Consider the following 21,560-nt stretch of genomic DNA (forward strand, 5'->3'; position numbering starts at 1 on the left):
AGTTTCACCCTGGCGGTTCACTATCTGACTTTGTTTCATTATTAACAAAACGGGTAACCTGATACTATACGACATATTCTGGAGGTGTCACATGAATAAGCCCCAATTGATCAGAAAAATTGAACAGGCCCGCAGTCGAATGATTCTGGCCACGATCAGAGAGTCGCTTACTTCACGTCACGTTCAACACCTGAGTCGTCGACTTGATCAGTTACTGAACAAATATGATCACCTGACTAAATGATTCGTCAGTGGAATCAAATATACAGGCGCATGCCCATGCGCCATTTTTGTTTTTTTCATACGTTTTAGTCACAATGGATTAATCCAATTATACCATACCCAATAGCGAAATTTTTACGATAAACAACGGTTTTGACTTATCGAAAAGTATAAAAATAAACAGTCAGTTTACTTCTATACTGATAAAATGATCATCAAAAACTGATCGACAGCGAAGACAGGTCTCCTGACATCAGGAGACCTGTGATTTCGTCTATACGATAGCCGTGCGAAAAGCAGCCTGCCACCTTCCTACTCCATTCAGACGTTGACACCTAAAATCTTCAACTGTTCTTTAATGGTGGCCTCAAGTTCAGCAATTTCTTTTTTATCCTGATCCAGCTGTTTGATCACTTCATCCAGATCAATGGGTGGTTCTTCCTCAAAAGTGTCCACATAACGGGGAATATTCAAGTTGAAATCATTTTCTTTGATTTCATCAGGCGATGCAACATGAGCATATTTATCGACGTCTGCACGATTTTGGTACGTTTCAATAATTTTGTTGATATGCTCGCCCGTAAGTTTGTTTTGGTTTTTACCTTTTTCAAACTCCTTACTTGCGTCAATAAATAAAATATCTTTCGTTTTACGATTTTTCTTGAATACTAAAATCGTGGTTGGAATGGAAACGCCATAGAATAGATTCGCAGGTAAACCAATCACGGTGTCAAGATAATTCTTTTCAATGATTGTCCGGCGAATTCGCCCTTCAGCAGCCCCACGGAACAGCACACCATGCGGCAACACAATCGCCATCTTTCCGGTATCGTTCAAGTGGTAAAGGCTGTGCAATACGAAAGCATAGTCTGCTTTCGTTTTTGGAGCAAGCTTTCCGTATTCACTGAAACGTGGATCCTTCAGCTTCGTTTCGCTATTGTCCCAGTGAGCAGAATAGGGTGGATTCGCGACCACGGCGTCAAAACTGCGTGGATGGTCGATGCCCTTTGCATCCGGTCCGTCCGGCCAATCACTTTCCAGCGTATCTGCATTATTTAACGTCATATTGTTAAAAGAAACACCGTGCATCATCAAATTCATGCGTGCCAGGTTGTACGTTGTCGTATTTTTCTCCTGACCGTAGAATTTAATCGCGCCAGGTTTATTTCCTCCCGGCAGCTCACCCTGAACGGTCAAGAGCAGAGAACCCGAGCCACAAGTCGGATCATATACAGAAAACGTACGGTCGGATTCTTCTACGCCATCCGTGACTATTTTGGCCAGAACCTTGCTGACTTCATGAGGTGTATAAAATTCTCCACCTTTTTTACCTGCACTTGCAGCAAATTGACCAATTAAATATTCATAAATCGCACCGAGAATATCTTCTCCGTCTTCACCTTTATAGGCAATCCCGTTAATCAATTTGACGATACGGTTAAGTGATTTGGCACGCTCATTTGTCGAGCTGCCAAGGCGGGAGTCTCCCAGGTTAATATCGTTGAATACACCATGGAAGTCCTGTACCGCCTCTTTATTCAGTCCGGCATTTTTATTGAAGTTATCAAAAATAGTCTGATAATCGCTTGGGATCACCTGGCTGTTATTGATTTTATTGATCAGCGATGCCCAGGTATCGTCCGGTGCAATCGCATAACCTAAACTTGATGAAATATCTTCTAAATATTCAGCCAGGTCGTCTCCTGCGGCCTGTTCTTTATAGGCGTCATTAATGGATTGACCGTTTGCCACATCAATCACATTATAATCTACCAGGTATTGCTCCTGATGTTCTGACAAATAACGATAGAACATAAATGCCAGGATGTAGTTTTTGTACTCTGATGCGTCCATATTTCCACGCAGTTCGTTTGCCATCGCCCAGAGCCGACTGTTAATGCTTTTAATGCTTTGTAATTTGTTACTCATGTTTTGATTTCCTTTCGATTTTGAATTTAAACAAACATTTGTTGCAACAAAGCTTTCTTTAATTTCTTGCAATGATCCAACTCACGCTGATGAAGGGTGATGAGGTGATCGAGGTCCTGGAAAAACATGCCGATTTGTGATTGCTCTTGCTTTGAAATCGGATAGAATACTGTCGTCTTGGCAAGATTCGTCCTGCTAATCGAAAGCACTTTGATTCCCTGCATTAGCGGTAATAATTGATGATGATAAGAAGGCGAATTCATATAGTATCCCAAATAGCAAGGTTGCATTTTCACTTTTGGTCTGCAAGCAATAGTATGCAATCCCGATACCACGGGAATGTTGGAAATTCCCACTATTTCAGTAGCTTTCCCGACTGTTTCATCTTCAGCAGCATCGGCAATTAAGACGTCTCCTTCTTGGAGAAGTTGGCTCCGATAATCGGAAATCTCTCCTCCTGTTATGAAAGGAATCTCATCTTTTTTGCAGTCTGTCACAGCCCCATATTTGATAAGAATGTCGCCGTAATGAACACTTTTAATCTTGCCAATTGAATAATTCAAGTTCGCTCTTGAAAGCGTGTTATTGGGTATGTGGGCAAACACCGTATCGAACCTCCGCTGTTTCCAAGCGTGAGTAAATCCAGGAAAACGGATTTCAGGAACATTTTCACCCTTTTTCGGAAACATTTTTTGCAGCAAACTTTTCTTCTCATCCTGCAAGTGACTTAACTTACGCTGATGAAGGGTGATGAGGCGGTCGAGGTTGCGAAAAAAAGTACCAATAATATCTTGTTCTTCACGACTGGGAATTTTGATAGGCACATTTGCTACTTCGTTTTTATTAATCTTTTTCGGAAATGCTATGTGCAGCGTTCGTCTCCAAATTTCATTTTGTGTTGATGGCGAATGAATACTCGCTTGCAAAAAATATGGATTACTTTGTTTTTGCTTAAGTAGTGCAAGGCTTACATAATAGGCAATTGGATCATCGGCTTCAACAACATTGGCAGTTCCGATATCTCCAATACGAGTCATAAGTACATCGCCTTTTTCAGGTCTAACCTTAAATTCTTTTTCAAATGCGTCTTTGGAAATGTATTTTTTGGAATGTAACGTCTTGATATTTTCAACGGATAAAAACATAATTCCCTTGTCCTTATAATCAGGAGTTTGATGCGTTCCATCAAAAACATTGGTCACATCCCCCAACTTCCGCTGTTTCCAAGCGCCAGTGAAACCCGGGAACCTTATTTTGGGTACGTTTGTGTTATTTTCACTCATTATCATTGCCACCTAATCTTTTTTATCTCTTTTGTCGCCTTAGATTCAAAACCGGGTTTTCACTTTCAACCCGCTCTATTGCTGAAAACGGAATAAAATCAGTATTTTACAAGATCATCAGCCAGTTCATAGATCGCTTCACGCAAACCATTACGGTACTTGATTTTTGAAAGATTTTGAATGGCTTCGTCGTGTGCCATGGTCTTATAATCAGTGCTGGCCTGAGCGATGATATCTCGTATCTGACCGGTATCGTCCAGGTCCTGCAAACCATAGCGATGGCGACTGAACAGCTCACGCATTTGGCTGCTTGTAATAATATCCGTAATTCCCCACTTAACGCGGAAGTCTAAAAACATCCGGTCCAGACTGATCGTGTTTGCCTGTTGAATGATTTGTTCACTGTCAGAAAGTTTCACAGGATATGTGAAATCAGCCCCATCCGGCGGGAAATGACCTTTGATGATCGCAAGCGCAGCATTGATAATCCTGGTCGCATAGTTTCGATCATCCAGACTGTTCGCAAATTGTTTAATCTTCTCCTGGGTTTCCCGGGCTGCTTCAGTCTGTCCCTCGTGAACCTGGTTCAACAGTCGCTCAACCAGTTCTGTCAAATAATCATAATCGATTTTAACATCCTTAACATGCGTCATTTTTAGCTCAATTTCGTATAAGGGAATTTTTTTCTCCTTAGAAATATGCTGCTTCAATTCGTTTGTCAGAACGGTTGTCAGCATTGTTTCCTGTTCAGAAGTCATGCCTAATTTTTCAATCAATTCATCAGGGTGATCATAATCAAACCCTGTTTTTTCACCATTAACTTCATCAGGGTCGTATTGTTTCAGCTTTGCCATGCCGGCATGATAATCACGTAACAAATCGAGCATATCCTCTTTTTGCTTTTCAGATGGCGGCAGCTGTTGAAATTCACGGGTTAACTGGCTAAGCTTTCCGACAACTTTTTTCACTTCATTAAACACTTCTTCAAACGACTTAGCGGTGAGACCCGCTTTTTTATTAAACCGGCGCCGATCATCGTCTGACAAATCGGCTGAATTTTTATTGGCGTAAATGGCAAGTGCCTGATTCATCAATTTTTCGTTTTGCGCCGGCCATCTGTAGTTGACCACGCGTCCCCACGGTTTCTCCTGCATATCGGCAATACGGTTTGTTCTGGAGTAGGCCTGAATAAGTCCTGCTCCTTTAAGTGTTCTGTCCACATAAAGCGTATTAAGTTCCGGTGCATCAAAACCCGTTAAGAGCTGGTCGACAACAATCACAAGATCCAGGTAATTCTTATCCGTTGCCGACTTGTTCAATCGACTTGTCACATCTTGCGTGTACCCGGAGACATCATCCATACCAAAGGATGTTCCGAATTCTTCATTATAAGCTTTGATTGCATCGTGCAGGCCCTGATTGGTCGCAAGCATACTGTCACTATTAGAAGCATTGAGGCTGAAGGTCACTGCAACTTTCAGCGTCAGGCCGCCATTCTTCCTGTGTTCAGCATTGACACGCTGAAATTCATTGAAATACATCAACGCCATGGGCGTACTTGCTTTGCCACCCCCTACATGCGTCGTTAATAAGGCGTTATATTTGCCCTCATTTGAACGATTACGCCAGTTCTTGAAAATATCTTCAACCACCAATCGAACATGATCCGGGTTTTCATCATAGAAGCTTGGCTCAACTGCATCGTCCATATCTTCCTGCGACAAATTTTTAATCTTGTCTTTGATTTGCGCGTCTGTCCATTTGGGATAACGCTCACGATAGAATTTCGGTAAGTATTCCCTCTTCATCTGCTCTTCGTCAATGGTTGTTTCAAAATCAACTTTGAAGCCCAGGACGTTTCGATCGGCAATGGCTTCACGAATCGTATACGCATGGAGCAGCGGGCCGAAGATATCTTCTGTACGAAGTCCGGTCGTCGTCTCATCAAACATTGGTGTTCCGGTGTAACCCACCCAGGCTGATTTTTTGAACGCTTTCTGAATCCTTGCAAAACTTTCTCCACCCGTAGAACGGTGCGCCTCATCGACAATAAAGACGATGTTTTTATCAGGCGCTTTGAAAGATGTCCGCTTAACAAGCGTCTCGAGCTTTTGAACACTGGTCACAATGATGTTATTGTCTTTACTTTTGAGTTTGCGATTTAAGTCTTTGGTATTATCCGTATTTTGAACACTTCCAAGTGCATCTTCTGTGCTGTCCGGATCATACGCCTGATAGTTTTCATTTGTTTGTTTCGTCAAGGCAATTCGGTCAACAACAAAAACGACTTTATCCACTTTAGGCATGCGACTGGCAAGCCATGCGGTTTTGAAACTTGTGATGGTTTTACCTGAACCTGTTGTGTGCCATATGTAACCGACCTTGTTCATTCCCAGTTCAAAATCAACGTGCTTCAGATTTTCAATGACATTTTGCGTAGCATATACCTGGTAAGGACGCATGACTTTAAGCATCTGCTTATTTTTCGTCCCATCCAGAATCATATAATTCGTCGCCATTTGATGGGCCATTGGAATGCTAAGCATGGAATCCGCAAACTCTTTCCAGTTTCGTACGATGGTATTGTCGCTTTTACGCTGCCAGTTAAATGCAAAATCCTTATTGAATTTATCGGCCGTTGTATTGGCCATATACTTGACATTATTTGGCGTGATCGCAACTAAAATCTGCAAGGTTGAAAAAATATCGCGGTATTGATTTTCATCAGCATATTGATGCATTTGATTCAGTGCTTCATTCACATCATGCGTTTCACGCTTCTCTTCAATCTGAATAATCGGTAAACCGTTGATCATAAGTGTCGTATCGAAACGGCGATTTGGCTTACCGGTAATGACCGCCGGCCGTTCAATTTGATTGACTACCTGATAGACGGTATTGCCTGCCCCAATCTGTTTCTGATCGAATACGGTTAAGAAGACATGTCGCCCATCATCCAGATCAATCTCAATTTGCGATACACCGTTTAAACCGTATAAGAATTGCCCCGCTTCATAAGGCGTTTTAAGGTCGGAGATGATTTTCTTTACCTGATTAAATTCAACAGTACTTAGCGGATGATCAAGCGTGTTATGATTATGCTGTTCAAGAATGGCTTTAAAATTAGCCCAAAGCTGATCTGTCGTTTTGATTTGCGGTTCATATTTCCAGAGTTTCGTTTTAACCACGTAATCAAGCGGTTTTTCATGAACTGCAGAATCACCCGTTCTTTTTAAGTGTTCAGGCGCTGTAATGGTTCCACTGGTTATATACTGAATCAGTTCCGTTTCAAATCGGGTTTCATTCATCATAAGTAGCCTCCTCTAACCGTTTTAAAAGAATGACCTTCTCAGATTCTGCCACGCGATTTCGCAGCGCGTGCAAGCGTAGCTGTTTAAAATAGACCTCTCCGATATTTTTCTGCTTTTCAATTGATGGAAGCTTTGGCATTTTAAGTTCTTTAAGCTGCCTCAACGTATATTTCAATACTTGTGAACCTTGCAGTCCGATCATCAATTGTTTTCGAATGGTCTTATTTTCATTAAGCAGATAAACCAGATATTTCGAGTCGATGTGATTCTCTGGATCGAGCCTCACATAATTTTGCGTGTAGAGATAATTTTCGTGAACTTTTCTTACCATAGAAGCGGTGCCTGAAGTCAGACTGAATACAACATCCCCGGCGCGCAACGTGTTCACTTTATCCCTTGTACGTATTTTTTTATTGTCGTTATCCGGCGAAACCATGCCAACCAGATCATCTGATAAATCGGTCTGGCTGTAAAAATAGTAGAGCGGTGCCTGTTCATCGAAACTTTCAGTGAGCCGAAACTGTGGTGAGCCGCTGACCAGCTCAACCCTCTCACTTAATTTTATCATAAACACCGTGCCTTTCTAAAATTACGTTTTTGATGATATAAATATATCATGGGAAAATAGATTTTGCAACATAAAAATTTAATTTCGCAAAATTACATTTTAAACAATAAAGCATTCGCCGGCTGAAATCGCATAAGCTTTTTTGTACCACAACAAAAAAGCGATCATTTTGCTTCTTCGGCAAAATGATCGCTTCGTTCATATATTCTCCGATGGAGCCTAGCGGGATCGAACCGCTGACCTCCTGCGTGCAAAGCAGGCGCTCTCCCAGCTGAGCTAAGGCCCCATAATATGGAGCGGAAGACGGGATTCAAACCCGCGACCCCCACCATGGCAAGGTGATGTTCTATCACTGAACTACTTCCGCAAAATAAAGGGTGTATAAAAATGCCACCCATTTTAATAAATAAAGTAAAGTGCGGATGAGAGGACTTGAACCTCCACGCCCGGTAAAGGGCACTAGAACCTGAATCTAGCGCGTCTGCCAATTCCGCCACACCCGCATCATATGGTGGGCCATGAAGGCCTCGAACCTTCGACCCTCTGATTAAGAGTCAGATGCTCTGCCAACTGAGCTAATGGCCCACAGGTATAAGTGGTGGAGGGAGAAGGATTCGAACCTTCGAACCCTGAGGGAACGGATTTACAGTCCGTCGCGTTTAGCCACTTCGCTATCCCTCCACGGTAAGCGCTGCAAACTATGGTGCCGGCCAGAGGACTTGAACCCCCAACCTACTGATTACAAGTCAGTTGCTCTGCCAATTGAGCTAGACCGGCGAAATGATGGAGGATATAGGGCTCGAACCTATGACCCTCTGCTTGTAAGGCAGACGCTCTCCCAGCTGAGCTAATCCTCCATGGTGACCCGTACGGGATTCGAACCCATGAACCCACCGTGAAAGGGTGGTGTCTTAACCACTTGACGAACGGGCCATATCCTTTTTCTTTCGCAATCGACGTTCTTTATTATATCTAGAATGGACAGGCTTGTAAAGTAAAATATAAAAACTTATATTTTCTGAATATTACCAGGCTCTATCAGTCTGTTCTACATTCCCTGCCTTTATACCTGTTTTACACCTATCCCGAAAAGCAGAAATCCCGTCTCGCCACCTCACAGAACATTTACCACCCTGCTCATTTCGACCGCTCCCATATAAACACTTTTAGCCTGACACGGGCAAAGAGATGGTTGAGCGAAAGGCTTTGGCTGTGATTATTTTGAAACCGGGACGTCGCCCAGATATTCTTCAAGCGCAAGTCCTCTCTTAAATATAGTGGTTGCAGCGGAACGTCCGACATATCTCAGATGCCACGCCTCATATTCATAACCGGTAATGGATTCTTTCCCTTTCGGATAACGGATGATAAATCCATATTCATGCGCATGCTGCGTGAGCCAGGCCGCTTCCCGTGTCCTGCCAAAAGCTTCAGTTGCCGCATATTGGCCGTTACGTCCTGATACATCAATGGAAAGGCCGGTTTCATGTTCGCTTGTTCCCGGGCGTGCGCTGTACGTCAATGCCTTTTTTTCTCCATCTTTGTTCACATAATAATTAAAAAGAGAGACCTGCGTCCGATGAGAACGATAAGCCGAGACGCCTGTCAGCCGGATCCCTTCCTTCTCTGCTGCGGCGAACATGTGCTCAAGCGCATGTGCCGCTTCCTGGCGCATTTTCCTTTTCTCAGATTTTCCGGAAAAAATGAAGGGAACCCGGGCATCAACCAGATTCTTTGGCACATAGCTGTCAGGCAGCTTGAAATATTTATTGACAAGAACCAGAGAGCTGTCCGGATCGGCGACAACATGGATCCCCTTCTGATTCATCGCAGACATTTCATGATCCTGTGTAGACGGGCTTGCTTCCTGACTTTGAGAAGACCGGTTTTCTGCTGATTTTTCAGCCGGCTGCGACGCATGATCCGGCTCCTGATGAGATTGCGGAGCTGTGGTGCATGCGGACAGAGAAAGGAGCAGCGCTGCCGTCATTCCCATGAATCTTTTGAGTTTCAATATCACTGTACTCCTGTCTATCTTCAAAATTCTTTAAAAACTAATAAACCTATCATCTCACAAAACAGTCACAATAAAAAGGAACAATGAAGGGATACCACAATTTCCCACCCTTGTTCCGACTGCGTTATCCGCTTACCCGAAAATCAGTTTGACGTTAATGATGATTGAGATAGCAAGCGCACAATCAGTCAAGAGTAATTTACGGTTCAGACGGACGGTTTTCTCATGACGTTCCTGATCCGTTCTGGTTAATTGATGCTCCCGATATCCCCTGATCTCCATGATCTCAGCTCCTGTCCGGATTTCTCATACCATGATTCCCGTTTTCTCTGCTTTTATTCCTCATTTTCAGAATAAACGGCCAGTATATAGAAGGAGTTGATCGTTGATAAAGATCTTGTAAAATTACTGTTTTTTCAGTGTATGTGCAGTAAACGTGACAATGGCCGGCTGAGACATCAGCCGCGCATCCGCCTGACCGATTTTACCTGCAGACAGCTGCTTCGGACCAGTCTGACTGCTCTCAAACTGCTTACCGATTTTTGCGAATCGTTCCTCATGATAATCCCAGTCTCTGTAAGTGACCCATCGCCTTTCGTGATGCTGCAGGACGGGACTTTTCCGCCTGACCTCTTTCAATGTCCCTGACAGATATTCCCCGAGATGCATGGACGTATTATTTCCATAGCCAACCCCGATCAGGAGGACAAATCCCTGCCTGTTGAAGATTCTGCCAAGGGGAGAATCCATGCCCAGGCCGTCATTCAGTGCGTGCCCGGAAACAATCTGATCCCGTCCGGCTCCCCAGGCCGTAAAAGAATAGATCGGATGACTGCTCCGCCGGACGCCGGGAAACATGCGAAATGTTTCTGCCACGCGGCCCATACCGAGTGTCGGTGTCCGAAGCGGGTCAAATGGAGGCATCTCATGGTAAATCGTCGAAATCCAGCTCTGCGGTACGGGCGGATTTCCCCAGTCAGCCGGGTCTGAAACATCGCCACTGTGTGCGGGCATGACCAGCGTGCCTTCTGACGTCAGGACGTCCTGCAGAGCTTCAATCACCGTCACAGGACCGCCGCACACCCAGCCAATCCGGCTCATGGATGTATGGACGAGCACCGTCATCCCTTTTTTCAAGCCAATTTTTCTCAGATCACTGACCAGGCTGGACCGCGTTACAGGCCGCTTCGTCTGTCTGATCACATCTTTTTCACTCATGCTCCATCTTTCCTTCATTCGCTTTTCTTTATGGCATGACGCCTCAGAGAACTTTGCGGAGCCCGGACTCTTTCGTCAGGCACGCTTTGGTTGTTCTTATACAATCATCCATAGAATTTCTGTACGTTCTTATATCAAAAGAAGCACTCCGATCATTTTCGGAGTGCCTGATCATTCAGAATTCTTTGACCTGCCGGATCATTTGACAATCAATACCGGTACTTTAGACCGCTGAACAACACCATGACTGACACTTCCCAGAAACTCTTTAACACCGCTTAACCCTCTGCTGCCGATCACAATCAGATCATATCCGTTTTCCTCTGCGAATGTCAGAATCGCACGCACAGGCTGACCTTCCTCGACAAACGTATGTGTGCTGTTCGGGAGCTTACGCAACAGGTTGTCTGCTTTCGACACGATCTCATTTCCATATTTAAATGTCGATTCGCGCACTTCACGGTAAACGTCACCAACAATAAACTGGTTGGCCGGTACCGTGACCACATGGAGCACATCCAGTACGGTACGTCCGTCCAGTTCGGTAATTTCAATCGCCTTTTTCAGTGCTTTTTTAGACAGATCTGAATCATCATAGGAAACCAGTATTTTCTTAAAAAGCATGATCAATCACCGCCTCTGACATTTTTTTCATGCCTCAGGAGATCTGTTTCTCTCTCTATTTTAAATCAGACGGACAGATTATGAAAGCAGATTTTCATGCGGGCGATGACCCGTCTGTCCATAAATTTCCGGATGTGACAAAGCAGACCGTCACAATTACCCCCTTACATTTTATTAATATCTGCGTTATATTAAAGTTTGCATAATTAAACATAATAAGTATTATTTGGTAACGTTTTCATTATTTCGTCCAAGCCGGTCTTTCGCGGCTCACTATGCGATCAGATCACCTGAATTCGTTGATAATAGAGGTTGTGTATATGAAAAAGGGATATATTTTTATCGCCTTTTCGGCTTTGTTTTTCAGTACGATGGAAATTGCTATTAAACTGGTGGCTACAGATTTCAATCCGCTTCAGCTTAATTTCCTGCGTTTCCTGATCGGATCCATCATCCTTTCTCCACTGGCTGTCCGCCATCTAAAAGGAAGTGGATTTTCGCTTAACCGGAGCAATGTGCTTTACTTTATGTTTTCGGGATTTATGTGCGTTGTGGTCAGCATGACCTTTTTCCAGATGGCTATTGTGTATTCAAAGGCATCGACGGTCGCCATTCTATTCAGCTGCAACACCGTCTTCGTTATACTCTTTGCCCATTTCTTCCTGAAAGAGAAACTGACGAAGCTGACGATCCTTTCACTTGCCATCAGTCTTGCGGGTATGATCTTCATCGTCAATCCGAAAAACCTGACGAACCCGCTCGGTATCTCTCTGTCCCTGATCGCTGCCGTCACTTTCGCTCTTTATGGGATTGTCGGTCGTAAAGGGAGCCTGAAATTCCACTATGACGGCATCGTACAGAGCAGTTTCAGCTTTCTGGCCGGAAGTATGGAATTACTCGTCCTGATGCTGATCACAAAAATAGATCCGGTCAGCCGGTGGCTTGAGAGTGTGGGACTGGGTGCATTCAGCAACGTTCCGGTCTTTCAGGGCATATCCTGGGGCACACTCCCGACGCTGATTTATCTCGGTGTCTTTGTCACCGGGCTTGGATTCAGTTTCTATTTTCTGGCCATGGAGGAAACTTCGGCTTCAACGGCTTCGCTTGTCTTTTTCATTAAACCGGCACTCGCACCGGTTCTTGCTCTTCTGATACTGAGTGAAGCCATCACGTCGAATGTCCTGGCCGGCATTCTGCTGATTCTTACCGGATCCTGCGTCCAGCTCTATTCAGACAACAAAGAAGCCAGACTTGCGGAACAGAGAAAAGTGGCCCAACATCCGGCACACGCTCATGAAGTCCATGTCAGATCATAATCGGTCTGTTTCAGAAAACGGGAGACTGTATCAGATGCAGTCTCCCGTTTTTTTCATGCCATCGCGAGAGGATTAGTTTCTGATACAAGGCGTAAAAAAAGATCTCTCTAAGAGATCCAGTTTGGGGAAGTTCATTACTTCATTATTGATTATAAGTCTGATGCAGCTCCGGTCACATCGTACTCCGGTACACTTCTCTCTACTTCTGAGGTCTGATTTTTATCAGTTAATATCCTGCGAACCTGAAGTCACCTGGCACCTGCCTCTTTGTATCGTTTCGGCAAGTAAACGCAGTATGGCTCAGATGCCTTATAATCACCGGTTACCGCATAAGCCCGCGACCGGGACCCGCCGCAGATAAAGCGAAATTCACAGACCCCACATTTTCCTTTTGTCGAGTCTGGATCGCGCAGTGCTTTAAAAACCGGATGATTCCGATAGATGTCCGGAAGCGGCTTATTCCGGATATTCCCGCAATTGATCGGCAGAAATCCTGATGGCTGAACATCCCCTGTGTGACTGATAAACACAAAACCATTTCCATCATTCGTCCCGCGCGGTGCTTTTGCCAGATCGTCATGCGGTCTGCCGATCGGTTTCAATCCGAGTGCCCTGCGTCGCCGGTTTTCCTGAAAAGCAACCCGGCGGTAAAACTGGGCTTCCGTTGTGGAGACGATATAGGGCATTTTCTCCTGCAGATTGAACGCCCAGTGCAGAATCTCTTCGTGCTGCTGCGGTGTGACCGGTTCAAGCTCCCTGCCCCGTCCCACAGGCACAAGGAAGAACAGCGTCCAGACCGAAACGCCGCAGGCTTTCATCAGCTCTGCCATCTCCGGCAGCCTGTCGGCATTGAATCGGGTCACCGTTGTATTGATCTGAAATTTAATGCCCAGTTCATTCAGATAAGAGATACCCTTCATGGTCCGGTCGAAAATACCTTTTACACCCCGGAATGTGTCGTGTGAGGCGGCATCCGGTCCATCAAGTGAAAATGCCCAGCGTGCAATCCCCGCTTCCTGGGAGCGCCGAACCGCCTGTCTGGTCACACGCGGCGTGGCTGAAGGGGTCAGCGACACGCGCATACCCTTTCCCGAAGCGTAAGCGGCCAGGTCGAAGATGTCGTCGCGCATCAGCGGATCTCCTCCGGAAAAAACAAGCAGCGGGTTTTTCATCGAGTAGATCTGATCAATCAGTTCTTTCCCTTCTTCTGTCGAAAGTTCTCCGGGATAGGGGTGAAGCTGAGCCGCCGCCCGGCAGTGTCTGCAGTGAAACGGGCACATCCGGGTCACTTCCCAGATTACAATAAAAGGGTCCTGATTATAATCCCGTGGTATTATCATTTGTTCACCGCTTTCTTATCTTTTCGATTTAAATAAGCGACAGCCTGACCGGCTACCTGCATAGCAGCATCCACACAGTCCGGCAGCCCGACGCCATGCAGCATAGCGCCGCAGGCATACACCCCGTCCATATTCTGAAGAGCCTTCTCAAAGGCCTTTATACGCTGATTATGGTTCACAGTATATTGCGGCATATTATCGATCTGCCGTGTAATGACCGAGAAGAGTGGCGTACCCATCCGACTGATTTTTCTCAGATCATGGAGGGCGGCCTGTTCTATTTCTTCATCACTCTTTTCAACGATTGACGGATTTTCAGGTGTGCCGACATAAGTCCGGACCAGCGCATATCCCTCAGGAGCCGTATAGCTCCATTTGCGGTCCATCCAGCTGCAGGCCGTAATATTCAGGCCTTCTTTTTTCGAGACGACATAACCTGTCCCGTTCAATTGGGCGACATCACTTTTCCTGAATGCCAGCGCAACCGTTGCCGTTGTTGATCTTTTATCCCCGGACAGACGCCACGCTTCAGGAAAGTCAAGAAGCGGTCCGAACTGATCCGGCGTTGCGGCCAGAATCACAGCGTCGGCTGCAAGTTGCGTGCCATCTTTAAGGAAAACCCGTCCGGGCGTCACGCGGCGGACAGGTGTATTCAGTTTCAGTTCATCTGCAAAGGAAGCCAGTTTACCGGCCAGCCTGTCCAGCCCGCATGACAGCGAGAGAAAACGTCCCGCCGTCTTCTTTGGCGCACCTGCCTGTTCAGGCGGACGTATACTCTTCATTCCTAAAATGAGGCTTCTGTGTTTCTTTTCAATCGAGGCGAACTGGGGTAAAGTTGCTTCAAGGCTCATATCCGACAAAGAGCCGTTATAGATGCCCGACAGCAAGGGGTCGATCATATTTGTGACGACTTCACGGCCAAGCCGCCTGCGGAAGAATTCCTCCAGAGAAATATCCTGATCTTTATAGACGTGTGGAATGACGAGATCCAGAGCGGCACGCAACTTGCCGATCGGACTGATCAGTCCTGTGGTTACCATAGGAAGCAGTTTCGTCGGAATCCCCATCACCGATCCCCTGGGCATCTGCCTGAGCCGGTGATTGACATAGATGTAGTAAGTCCCTGCCTGTGACCGGATCAACTGGTCGCCCAGTCCGATATCCTGAATCAGGCGGGTCAGCGTCGGCTTGCGCGCCATATAACCTTCCGGCCCGCATTCGATGAGGAATCCGTCACGATGAATGGTTTTAATCTTGCCTCCAATCCGGCCCGAAGCTTCCAGCAGCACGACATGCGCCTGCGGTTGGTTTTTCTTCACATAGTACGCAGCTGCCAGACCGGAAATGCCGGCCCCAATCACAATCACTTTCTGTTGTTTCAATTTCTTCCCTTCTTTACGTCGAACTTCCGGCTGCCTGGAAAAACAGCAGTCAATATGTTTATAGTAGCATGAGTACGTCTGTTATACTTTTGTAAGCCGTTTCATTTTATGAGCGTTTTGTGACTTTTTTCAGAGTACAAAAAAGACTTCGGTCACACCGAAGCCTTTTTCTATCTCATTTCTCTTTTTCACATCACAGCCATCTTTTCATGGCTCTCCTTCTGCTTCAACATCCGGATGATCCGTCATCTCTTGGCACGCCCGGGAGCTGTCCTTGCTTATCAGAGCGTTATCGTGTTGAATGGATATAGACGGCCCGCAGCCGATCATCGATAAAGGAGGAACCCATGGCAAAATACCTGTTATTACTTATTCCACTCTACTTATACAGATACAGTTTTCTCTATCCAAATCTTGATGAATGGTTGAATTTAACACTTATCATAAGCTGTCTGATTTTGCTTTACAGACGCACGTCTCTTCACTCCGTCCTGGATTGGATCGTGGGGATTCTTTTTACCGTATATTTTTGTATTCTGTACCAAAAAACCGTTTTTTTCGTCGGGTTCACCTTTTTACAGAACCATGATTTCTCGCCTGAACACCTGAAATTCCTTTTTTCCACGGTCAATCTGATTCCATTCAGGACGATCATCGACCAGATTGGGCAATGGCCGGCAGCAGGGGCAGCAGGTTACCAGCTATCCGGCAATCTGCTGATGCTTGCACCGCTCGGCTTCTCACTGCTTTACTTTAAGTGGGCGAAGAACTGGAAACAGGCTTTGCTGTACGCTTTTCTATGTACCTTTGCCATTGAATTCATCCAGTTTCTTCACAATCTCTATTTTCGATTGTTTTCGATGGGTATGAACCGAAGCACGGACATTGATGATATTCTGTTAAACACTGCCGGAGCACTGCTCGGCATCGGGATATATACCCTCTGGTCGGGCATCACCGGCAGAAGAACGCGCGCGCATCAGCCGAAACAATCGGTGAGCAGCAAATAAGTAATCATCATTCTGCACGGTGGTCATGGAATCATCCACTGAAGCACGTAAGCCTGAAGCAGCGTGATGACTCCGGTAATCGCGACGAACAGCAGACTGTGCAGAATGGTAAACCGGAACAGATCACCTTCTTTGCCTGTCAGCCCGGTCGCCGCTGTTGCTACGGCAATCGACTGAGGCGAGATCATTTTGGCTGCGACACCACCTGTTGAATTAGCGGCGACCAGAAGCGTCGGGTCCACACCGATCTGATTCGCTGAAACTTTCTGCAGATTGGAAAACAGGGCGTTCGATGAGGTATCCGAGCCAGTAAGGAAAACACCCATCCAGCCGATAAAAGGCGCCAGAAACGGGAACACCATTCCGGTGGATGCCAGCCCGAGACCAAGCGTCGCACTCATTCCGGAATAGTTCTCAATATAGGCAAAACCAAGGACGGAAACGATCATAAGAAGCGGAAATGACAGCTTTTTAACCGTCATGATGAAGGTTGTGCCCCACTTCTTCCAGCTGATCCCAACCAGGAACTTGCTTAACACACAGGTCACCAGAATAGCCGTACCTGTTGCTGCAAGCAGATCCAGCTTATAAACGGCCCCATAAGGTGTGACCTGCTCCACAATCGGCTGTACCTGGGCAATCATCTGATCAAACCCGGGGATTGGCAAAAGCAACGTTGCCTTACTCAGAAAAGCTTTGATGGTCTCTGAACCGCCCCAGATACAAATCACCGCAACAAGTAAGACGAAGGGCGACCAGGCCTGCAAAATTTGCCCAAAAGAATGCACACGCCTGGAATCATCGCGTCCCGCTTCCGATTTATGAATTTCGTTTTTAAAACGAAAAAGTGATTTGGGCTGCCAGAATTTCAATAACAGGACAAGACAGACCATACTGACGATGGATGACGTGACATCCGGAAGTTCCGGTCCCAAAAAGTTGGCTGTCAGATACTGGGTACCGGCAAACGAAATACCGCTGACCAGCACAGCCGGGAGCACTTCCATCGTTCGCTTCCAGCCTGACATAATGAAGACAAGCCAGAATGGAACAAAAAATGATAAGAAGGGAACCTGACGCCCAACCATCTGGCTTAACGAAAGGGAATCTATCCCTGTCACCTGGGCAGAGGTCAGAATCGGAATCCCGACCCCGCCAAAGGCAACTGGAGCCGTATTCGCAATCAAACACAGCCCGGCAGCGTAAAAAGGATTGAAACCAAGACCGGCAAGCAGCCCGCCGGCAATCGCCACCGGGGTGCCATAACCTGCTGTACCTTCCAGAAAAGCACCAAACGAAAAAGCAATTAATAACGCCTGAAGACGCCGATCTTCCGTGATCGATGCAATCGAATCACTGATCACCTGAAACTTTCCTGAGGCAACAGTCAGTTCGTAAAGAAAGACGGCCGTAATGACGATCCAGCCAATCGGCCATAACCCCTGCAAACCACCAAAGAACGTGGCTTTCAGTGCCAGATCCACCGGCATCCTGTAAACGATAACTGCCTCAACAACAGCAATCCCAACAGTCAGAAGTCCGGCCTGATAACCTTTCATCTTCTTTATGGCCAGGCACCAGAAAAAAAATAACAGGGGAATACAGGCCAGGACAAAGGATAGAACCATGTTCCCCGTTGGATTATAATTTTGTGCCCACTGCATGAGTCACTTCTCCTTCCCTATTCTTGTAAAGCGCTTACATGATTTGATTGTATCTAGATTGTACCTATATTGCATCCGGCTTGCAATAGAATTGTGACATTTTTATGAACTTTTTTATTTCATATCGTCATAGTCTGGATTTTTCTGCATGACAGAAGAGCTGTATGGCCTATGCACCTGGTTCCAGTCTGTCTGTCGTGTCATGGACAATGATCAGCCTTTTCATTGCCGTCTGTTACACTTTACTTCCGAATACGGGTATAATAAGATCATGCTCGGACGTCGACGGAACGGCCATATCCGCGATAAGAGCGGATGCAGCGTCTCAATCAAAACTTACATTTTCGGAAAATGGTCTGCTTCAATCAAAGCCACTGCGAATGGCATATGAGGCGGATTATTTTTTTCTATCTGATGGACAAGCACGCCAAAAGAAACCGTTAGTGAAAACGAAGTTGATGAATCCCAATGAAGGGTGAAACAGGTATGATAAATGGCATTCCATAAAAAGAGTACTTACCTGATCGTAGTGAAAGAGTTACAGCAGTTTTTATTTATCATGGCTGGGAAACTTCGATTGATGTGTTTGATGAAAAAGCAAAGTGATTAGCAACAAACATGAGGATACTGTTGTCTTGCCTGAAATAATCTGCCATGACTGCAGAGAAAAATTAAATCCCCTTTTGTTAAGAGACCGTGCAAGCATTTTATTAAACTTGAGGGTGATTTCTTGAGAAGTGAAGAATTGCAGTTAAAGAAACAATTAGTCAAGATTCGTGATCATCAATTCTCCATCCCTGCCGGTTTCAACGAACAGGAAGCAGCAGAACTTGTCATGAGGGCACTGGGTGCAACAGATAGCGAGCTGAGAGATGACCTGGGTTATGGTATTCTTTGTGAATGGATTATTGAAAAAAAACTGTTAGGGTCCGAACAGCTGCATCTTATGCTTAAGCAGGCAACCTCCTCAGAAATGCTTTTTTGCCAGGCAGGGAATCCGGAATCAGACACCGTCTTTCTTCGGTCTTTTTCTTCTTTACTGATTGCGTTGATTCTGTACCGTGATAACACGGAGCATTTTTTGAAAGAGGATGAATTCAAAAAAGTTGTCCAATCCATCGCTCATTATTGTAATCTGGAAAGGGATTATCGTAGCTTCGTTACCGGGAAAGGCTGGGCACATGCACCTGCACATATCAGCGATGCAATCGATGAATGCGCCAGGAGCAGATTTTTAACAAAAAATGAGCGGTCACTCTTATTGCAAAGTGTGCAGGCTCTTTTATTCCATGCTCCTCACGTTTTTGATGCAGAGGAAGATGAGCGTCTTGCGACCGTTCTGATTTCATTGATCAAGTATAAAAAAATACCACATGAAGACTTGCTTCACTGGCTTGATTCTGTTCAATTGAATGAACCTGATGTACCCGCACATTCTGCAGAAATGAGAGATTATTTAACTACCCGTATTAATTTCAAACACTTTTTGAGATGTCTCTTCATGAGGTTTTCCGAACAGTCATTAATTTCGAACGACAAATTAATGACTTTATTTAAAATAGAGCACAAGTATAATCCGTATTTCTTTAACAATTAACCAGATAAAAATAATGAGGAACCAGAATGCTTTGAAATAGAAATGTCTGTTCAAGACAAGGTTGATGATTCAAAACGGTATCTGGAGCAAAGGAGGGCGAAATTGTCCCGTTCGACGCCCGCTTTGTTCCGGTCAGGCGCACAGTTGTCTTTTTCGCGGTTCTATTTGGCGACTTGTCCCGTTCCGCCGGGAAGTTGTCCGGGTCATTCGGTTTTCTGTCCGGTGTTCCCGCGGAAAGCGAGCAACCGAAGGACCGGGCGCTTTTTGCCCGATTTTTCTTACACTAAAAATCATTGAATACGTATACATGTGAGGCTGTACGAAGCGGCAGAAAAAACAATCCTAAAAAGAGTGGCATAATAACTGACCATTTTGAAGAAACGAACGTACATTCCGTGATATAATTTCAAACAGGCAATAGAAGATGCATATGAGCGGATGCGGTAACACCCTTGTGAAAGGGGGTGGGGCCAATGACAGTATTTCAAGCGCTAACACTTATGATTAGTTTTGGAGCGCTTATCTTGATGCTGTCTGACAGAAAGAAATAATCCGCTTCATATGCTCTTGCAGGAGCTGAAGCAGATCGGTTAGAAACGATTTAGCTAGAAGGCATTGCATCCGCTCTACGCGGATATTGCCATGCCGTCAGTGTTAGCAGCACTGGCGGATTTATTTTGCCTTGATCTACTATTATTATACACAGTTTGCGCGAGTCGATGCAATCATTCGTCTGTGTTTGGAAATTAATGAATTAATGGATTTTCTAAAAAAACAGTTCTAAAAAAAGAGTGGCATAATAACTGATGATTTTGAAGAAACGAACGTACATTCCGTGATATAATTTCAAACAGACAATAGAAGATGCATATGAGCGGATGCGGTGACACCCTTGTGAAAGGGGGTGGGGCCAATGACAGTATTTCAAGCGATGACACTTATGATCAGTTTTGGAGTGCTTATCTTGATGCTGTCAGACAGAAAGAAATAATCCGCCTCATATGCTCTAGCAGGAGCTGAGACGGACCGTAGTAAAATACGCAATGTTGATGAAGCACTGCATCCGCTCAACGCGGATATTGCCATGCCGCCAGTGTTCAAGCACTGGCGGATTTAGTTTGCCTTGATCTAATGTTATTATACACAGTTCGCGCAAGTTAATGCAATCATTCAAAAGTATTGTCAGCATTCATTCTCATAAGAAGGGCTTGCTTTTTTTACAGGTAAAGAAAGTATATCGTTTTGCCTTGCCGGTACGACGATAAAGTCACAAGATTCGGTTGGGCAATCAGGTAAGCACCCAGTCTGAGAAATAACCGGCGGTGAACCTCACACGACTCAAGTCGTGTGCTTCTGGGAACATTGCACACTTACCTAACGTTCAGGCAGAGGTCACAACTCTTTTACCAAGGCTCGTCCCGAGCCGAAGAATATTCTTTGCTGCGTTAATATCTCTATCGTGATGATGCCCACAGCCAGGGCATGTCCAGTCCCTTATGTCTAACGTATGCTTTCCGTCATCATAACCACATTCCGAGCATATTTGTGATGTCTTATAGGGATTGACAATGACTAATGTTTTACCATACCATGCACATTTGTATTCAAGCATCCGTCTCATTTCCCGCCAGGATTGATTAACAATTGCTCTGGATAATTTGTGATTGCGTAGAAGATTTTTTGCTTTCAAATCTTCTATGACAATGACATCATTATCTTTAACTAATTGCATTGTAATTTTATGGAGATAGTCATTGCGTTGATTAGTCATTTTCTCATTGTATTCAGCAACCATTAATTTGGCTTTTTTATAATTTTTAAAGTCATCGAGGCATCTGGGATTAAGTACCTTATTATGCTTATCCCATGCGATTTCTTTCTGAGCTTGCAATCTACGTCTGGCTAACCGTTTCTCCCAGTAATGTTTCTTTTTGGCTAAGATTTTGTCAAACCGAATGGTAGGGAACTTAATACCATCCGATCCAATGACTAAATCGGCAACACCCAGGTCAATACCTAATTGCCTTCCTGTTTTGTTGAATGTTTGGTTTTCATATTCAACAAGCAGCACAGCATAAT

The 21,560-nt window shown here is 45.1% G+C and carries 18 protein-coding genes and 8 tRNA genes; 6 read left to right on the forward strand and 20 right to left on the reverse strand.

Going from position 1 to position 21,560, the window contains the following annotated elements:
• Window positions 1-91 precede the first annotated feature (91 nt).
• Window positions 92-244, forward strand: coding sequence for an aspartyl-phosphate phosphatase Spo0E family protein (locus tag EWH91_RS12085; RefSeq protein ID WP_129930295.1), 153 nt, complete (start codon window positions 92-94; stop codon window positions 242-244).
• 299 nt (window positions 245-543) lie between these two features.
• Here EWH91_RS12085 and EWH91_RS12090 read toward each other — a convergent pair whose 3' ends face one another.
• The 16 genes from EWH91_RS12090 to EWH91_RS12160 form a co-directional block, all read right to left on the reverse strand.
• Window positions 544-2,151, reverse strand: a complete 1,608-nt coding sequence (locus tag EWH91_RS12090; RefSeq protein WP_129930308.1) for a type I restriction-modification system subunit M — start codon at window positions 2,149-2,151, stop codon at window positions 544-546.
• Window positions 2,152-2,177: 26 nt separating this feature from the next.
• Window positions 2,178-3,434, reverse strand: coding sequence for a restriction endonuclease subunit S (locus tag EWH91_RS12095; protein ID WP_129930296.1), 1,257 nt, complete (start codon window positions 3,432-3,434; stop codon window positions 2,178-2,180).
• Window positions 3,435-3,532: 98 nt separating this feature from the next.
• Window positions 3,533-6,742 carry a type I restriction endonuclease subunit R gene (locus tag EWH91_RS12100; RefSeq protein ID WP_129930297.1) on the reverse strand — a complete coding sequence of 1,070 codons (3,210 nt, stop codon included), beginning with the start codon at window positions 6,740-6,742 and terminating at the stop codon, window positions 3,533-3,535.
• Window positions 6,735-7,313: a restriction endonuclease subunit S gene (locus EWH91_RS12105; RefSeq protein ID WP_129930298.1), complete on the reverse strand. Its 579-nt coding sequence runs from the start codon at window positions 7,311-7,313 to the stop codon at window positions 6,735-6,737. Before EWH91_RS12105 ends, EWH91_RS12100 begins: the two co-directional genes overlap by 8 nt.
• Before the next feature lie 213 nt (window positions 7,314-7,526).
• Window positions 7,527-7,599, reverse strand: a tRNA-Ala gene (locus tag EWH91_RS12110).
• Window positions 7,600-7,605: 6 nt separating this feature from the next.
• Window positions 7,606-7,680, reverse strand: a tRNA-Gly gene (locus EWH91_RS12115).
• A gap of 50 nt (window positions 7,681-7,730) precedes the next feature.
• Window positions 7,731-7,816: transfer RNA gene (locus EWH91_RS12120), tRNA-Leu, on the reverse strand.
• Window positions 7,817-7,822: 6 nt separating this feature from the next.
• Window positions 7,823-7,898: transfer RNA gene (locus EWH91_RS12125), tRNA-Lys, on the reverse strand.
• Window positions 7,899-7,909: 11 nt separating this feature from the next.
• A tRNA-Tyr gene (locus EWH91_RS12130) sits at window positions 7,910-7,994 on the reverse strand.
• Between the two features lie 20 nt (window positions 7,995-8,014).
• Window positions 8,015-8,090 (reverse strand) — tRNA-Thr (locus EWH91_RS12135).
• Between the two features lie 7 nt (window positions 8,091-8,097).
• Window positions 8,098-8,170 (reverse strand) — tRNA-Val (locus tag EWH91_RS12140).
• Window position 8,171: 1 nt separating this feature from the next.
• Window positions 8,172-8,246: transfer RNA gene (locus EWH91_RS12145), tRNA-Glu, on the reverse strand.
• Between the two features lie 283 nt (window positions 8,247-8,529).
• Window positions 8,530-9,333: a M15 family metallopeptidase gene (locus EWH91_RS12150; RefSeq protein ID WP_483315838.1), complete on the reverse strand. Its 804-nt coding sequence runs from the start codon at window positions 9,331-9,333 to the stop codon at window positions 8,530-8,532.
• 129 nt (window positions 9,334-9,462) lie between these two features.
• Window positions 9,463-9,612: a hypothetical protein gene (locus tag EWH91_RS14515; protein WP_165364322.1), complete on the reverse strand. Its 150-nt coding sequence runs from the start codon at window positions 9,610-9,612 to the stop codon at window positions 9,463-9,465.
• A gap of 123 nt (window positions 9,613-9,735) precedes the next feature.
• The gene (locus EWH91_RS12155) at window positions 9,736-10,548 is read right to left on the reverse strand and encodes an AAC(3) family N-acetyltransferase (RefSeq protein ID WP_129930299.1); all 813 of its coding nucleotides are present in this window, start codon (window positions 10,546-10,548) and stop codon (window positions 9,736-9,738) included.
• 198 nt (window positions 10,549-10,746) lie between these two features.
• Window positions 10,747-11,172: a universal stress protein gene (locus tag EWH91_RS12160; protein WP_129930300.1), complete on the reverse strand. Its 426-nt coding sequence runs from the start codon at window positions 11,170-11,172 to the stop codon at window positions 10,747-10,749.
• Window positions 11,173-11,492: 320 nt separating this feature from the next.
• Between EWH91_RS12160 and EWH91_RS12165 the strand changes: the two genes are divergently transcribed.
• On the forward strand, window positions 11,493-12,488 hold the full coding sequence (locus EWH91_RS12165; protein WP_129930301.1) for a DMT family transporter: 996 nt from the start codon (window positions 11,493-11,495) through the stop codon (window positions 12,486-12,488).
• A gap of 248 nt (window positions 12,489-12,736) precedes the next feature.
• Here EWH91_RS12165 and EWH91_RS12170 read toward each other — a convergent pair whose 3' ends face one another.
• The gene (locus EWH91_RS12170) at window positions 12,737-13,828 is read right to left on the reverse strand and encodes a TIGR04053 family radical SAM/SPASM domain-containing protein (RefSeq protein ID WP_129930302.1); all 1,092 of its coding nucleotides are present in this window, start codon (window positions 13,826-13,828) and stop codon (window positions 12,737-12,739) included.
• Entirely contained in the window at window positions 13,825-15,210 is a 1,386-nt protein-coding gene (gene hemG, locus EWH91_RS12175; RefSeq protein WP_129930303.1) for a protoporphyrinogen oxidase, read from the reverse strand. Before hemG ends, EWH91_RS12170 begins: the two co-directional genes overlap by 4 nt.
• A gap of 347 nt (window positions 15,211-15,557) precedes the next feature.
• On the opposite strand from hemG, the gene EWH91_RS12180 reads away from it, so the two are divergent.
• On the forward strand, window positions 15,558-16,220 hold the full coding sequence (locus EWH91_RS12180; protein WP_129930304.1) for a VanZ family protein: 663 nt from the start codon (window positions 15,558-15,560) through the stop codon (window positions 16,218-16,220).
• A gap of 23 nt (window positions 16,221-16,243) precedes the next feature.
• Here the strand turns inward: EWH91_RS12180 and EWH91_RS12185 are convergent, their stop codons facing one another.
• Entirely contained in the window at window positions 16,244-17,884 is a 1,641-nt protein-coding gene (locus tag EWH91_RS12185) for an L-lactate permease (RefSeq protein WP_129930305.1), read from the reverse strand.
• A gap of 730 nt (window positions 17,885-18,614) precedes the next feature.
• On the opposite strand from EWH91_RS12185, the gene EWH91_RS12190 reads away from it, so the two are divergent.
• From EWH91_RS12190 to EWH91_RS15030, 3 genes are all read left to right on the forward strand, one after another.
• The gene (locus tag EWH91_RS12190) at window positions 18,615-19,481 is read left to right on the forward strand and encodes a DUF2785 domain-containing protein (protein ID WP_129930306.1); all 867 of its coding nucleotides are present in this window, start codon (window positions 18,615-18,617) and stop codon (window positions 19,479-19,481) included.
• Between the two features lie 473 nt (window positions 19,482-19,954).
• Window positions 19,955-20,032, forward strand: a complete 78-nt coding sequence (locus EWH91_RS15025) for a putative holin-like toxin (RefSeq protein ID WP_353949364.1) — start codon at window positions 19,955-19,957, stop codon at window positions 20,030-20,032.
• Between the two features lie 362 nt (window positions 20,033-20,394).
• Window positions 20,395-20,472, forward strand: coding sequence for a putative holin-like toxin (locus EWH91_RS15030; protein ID WP_353949365.1), 78 nt, complete (start codon window positions 20,395-20,397; stop codon window positions 20,470-20,472).
• Between the two features lie 390 nt (window positions 20,473-20,862).
• On the opposite strand, the gene EWH91_RS12195 is transcribed toward EWH91_RS15030, so the two are convergent.
• The coding region (locus tag EWH91_RS12195) for an RNA-guided endonuclease TnpB family protein (protein WP_129930307.1) at window positions 20,863-21,560 on the reverse strand (698 nt) is incomplete at its 5' end.

This window comes from Sporolactobacillus sp. THM19-2 (genome assembly GCF_004153195.1).
Classification (GTDB): Bacteria; Bacillota; Bacilli; order Bacillales; family Sporolactobacillaceae; genus Sporolactobacillus.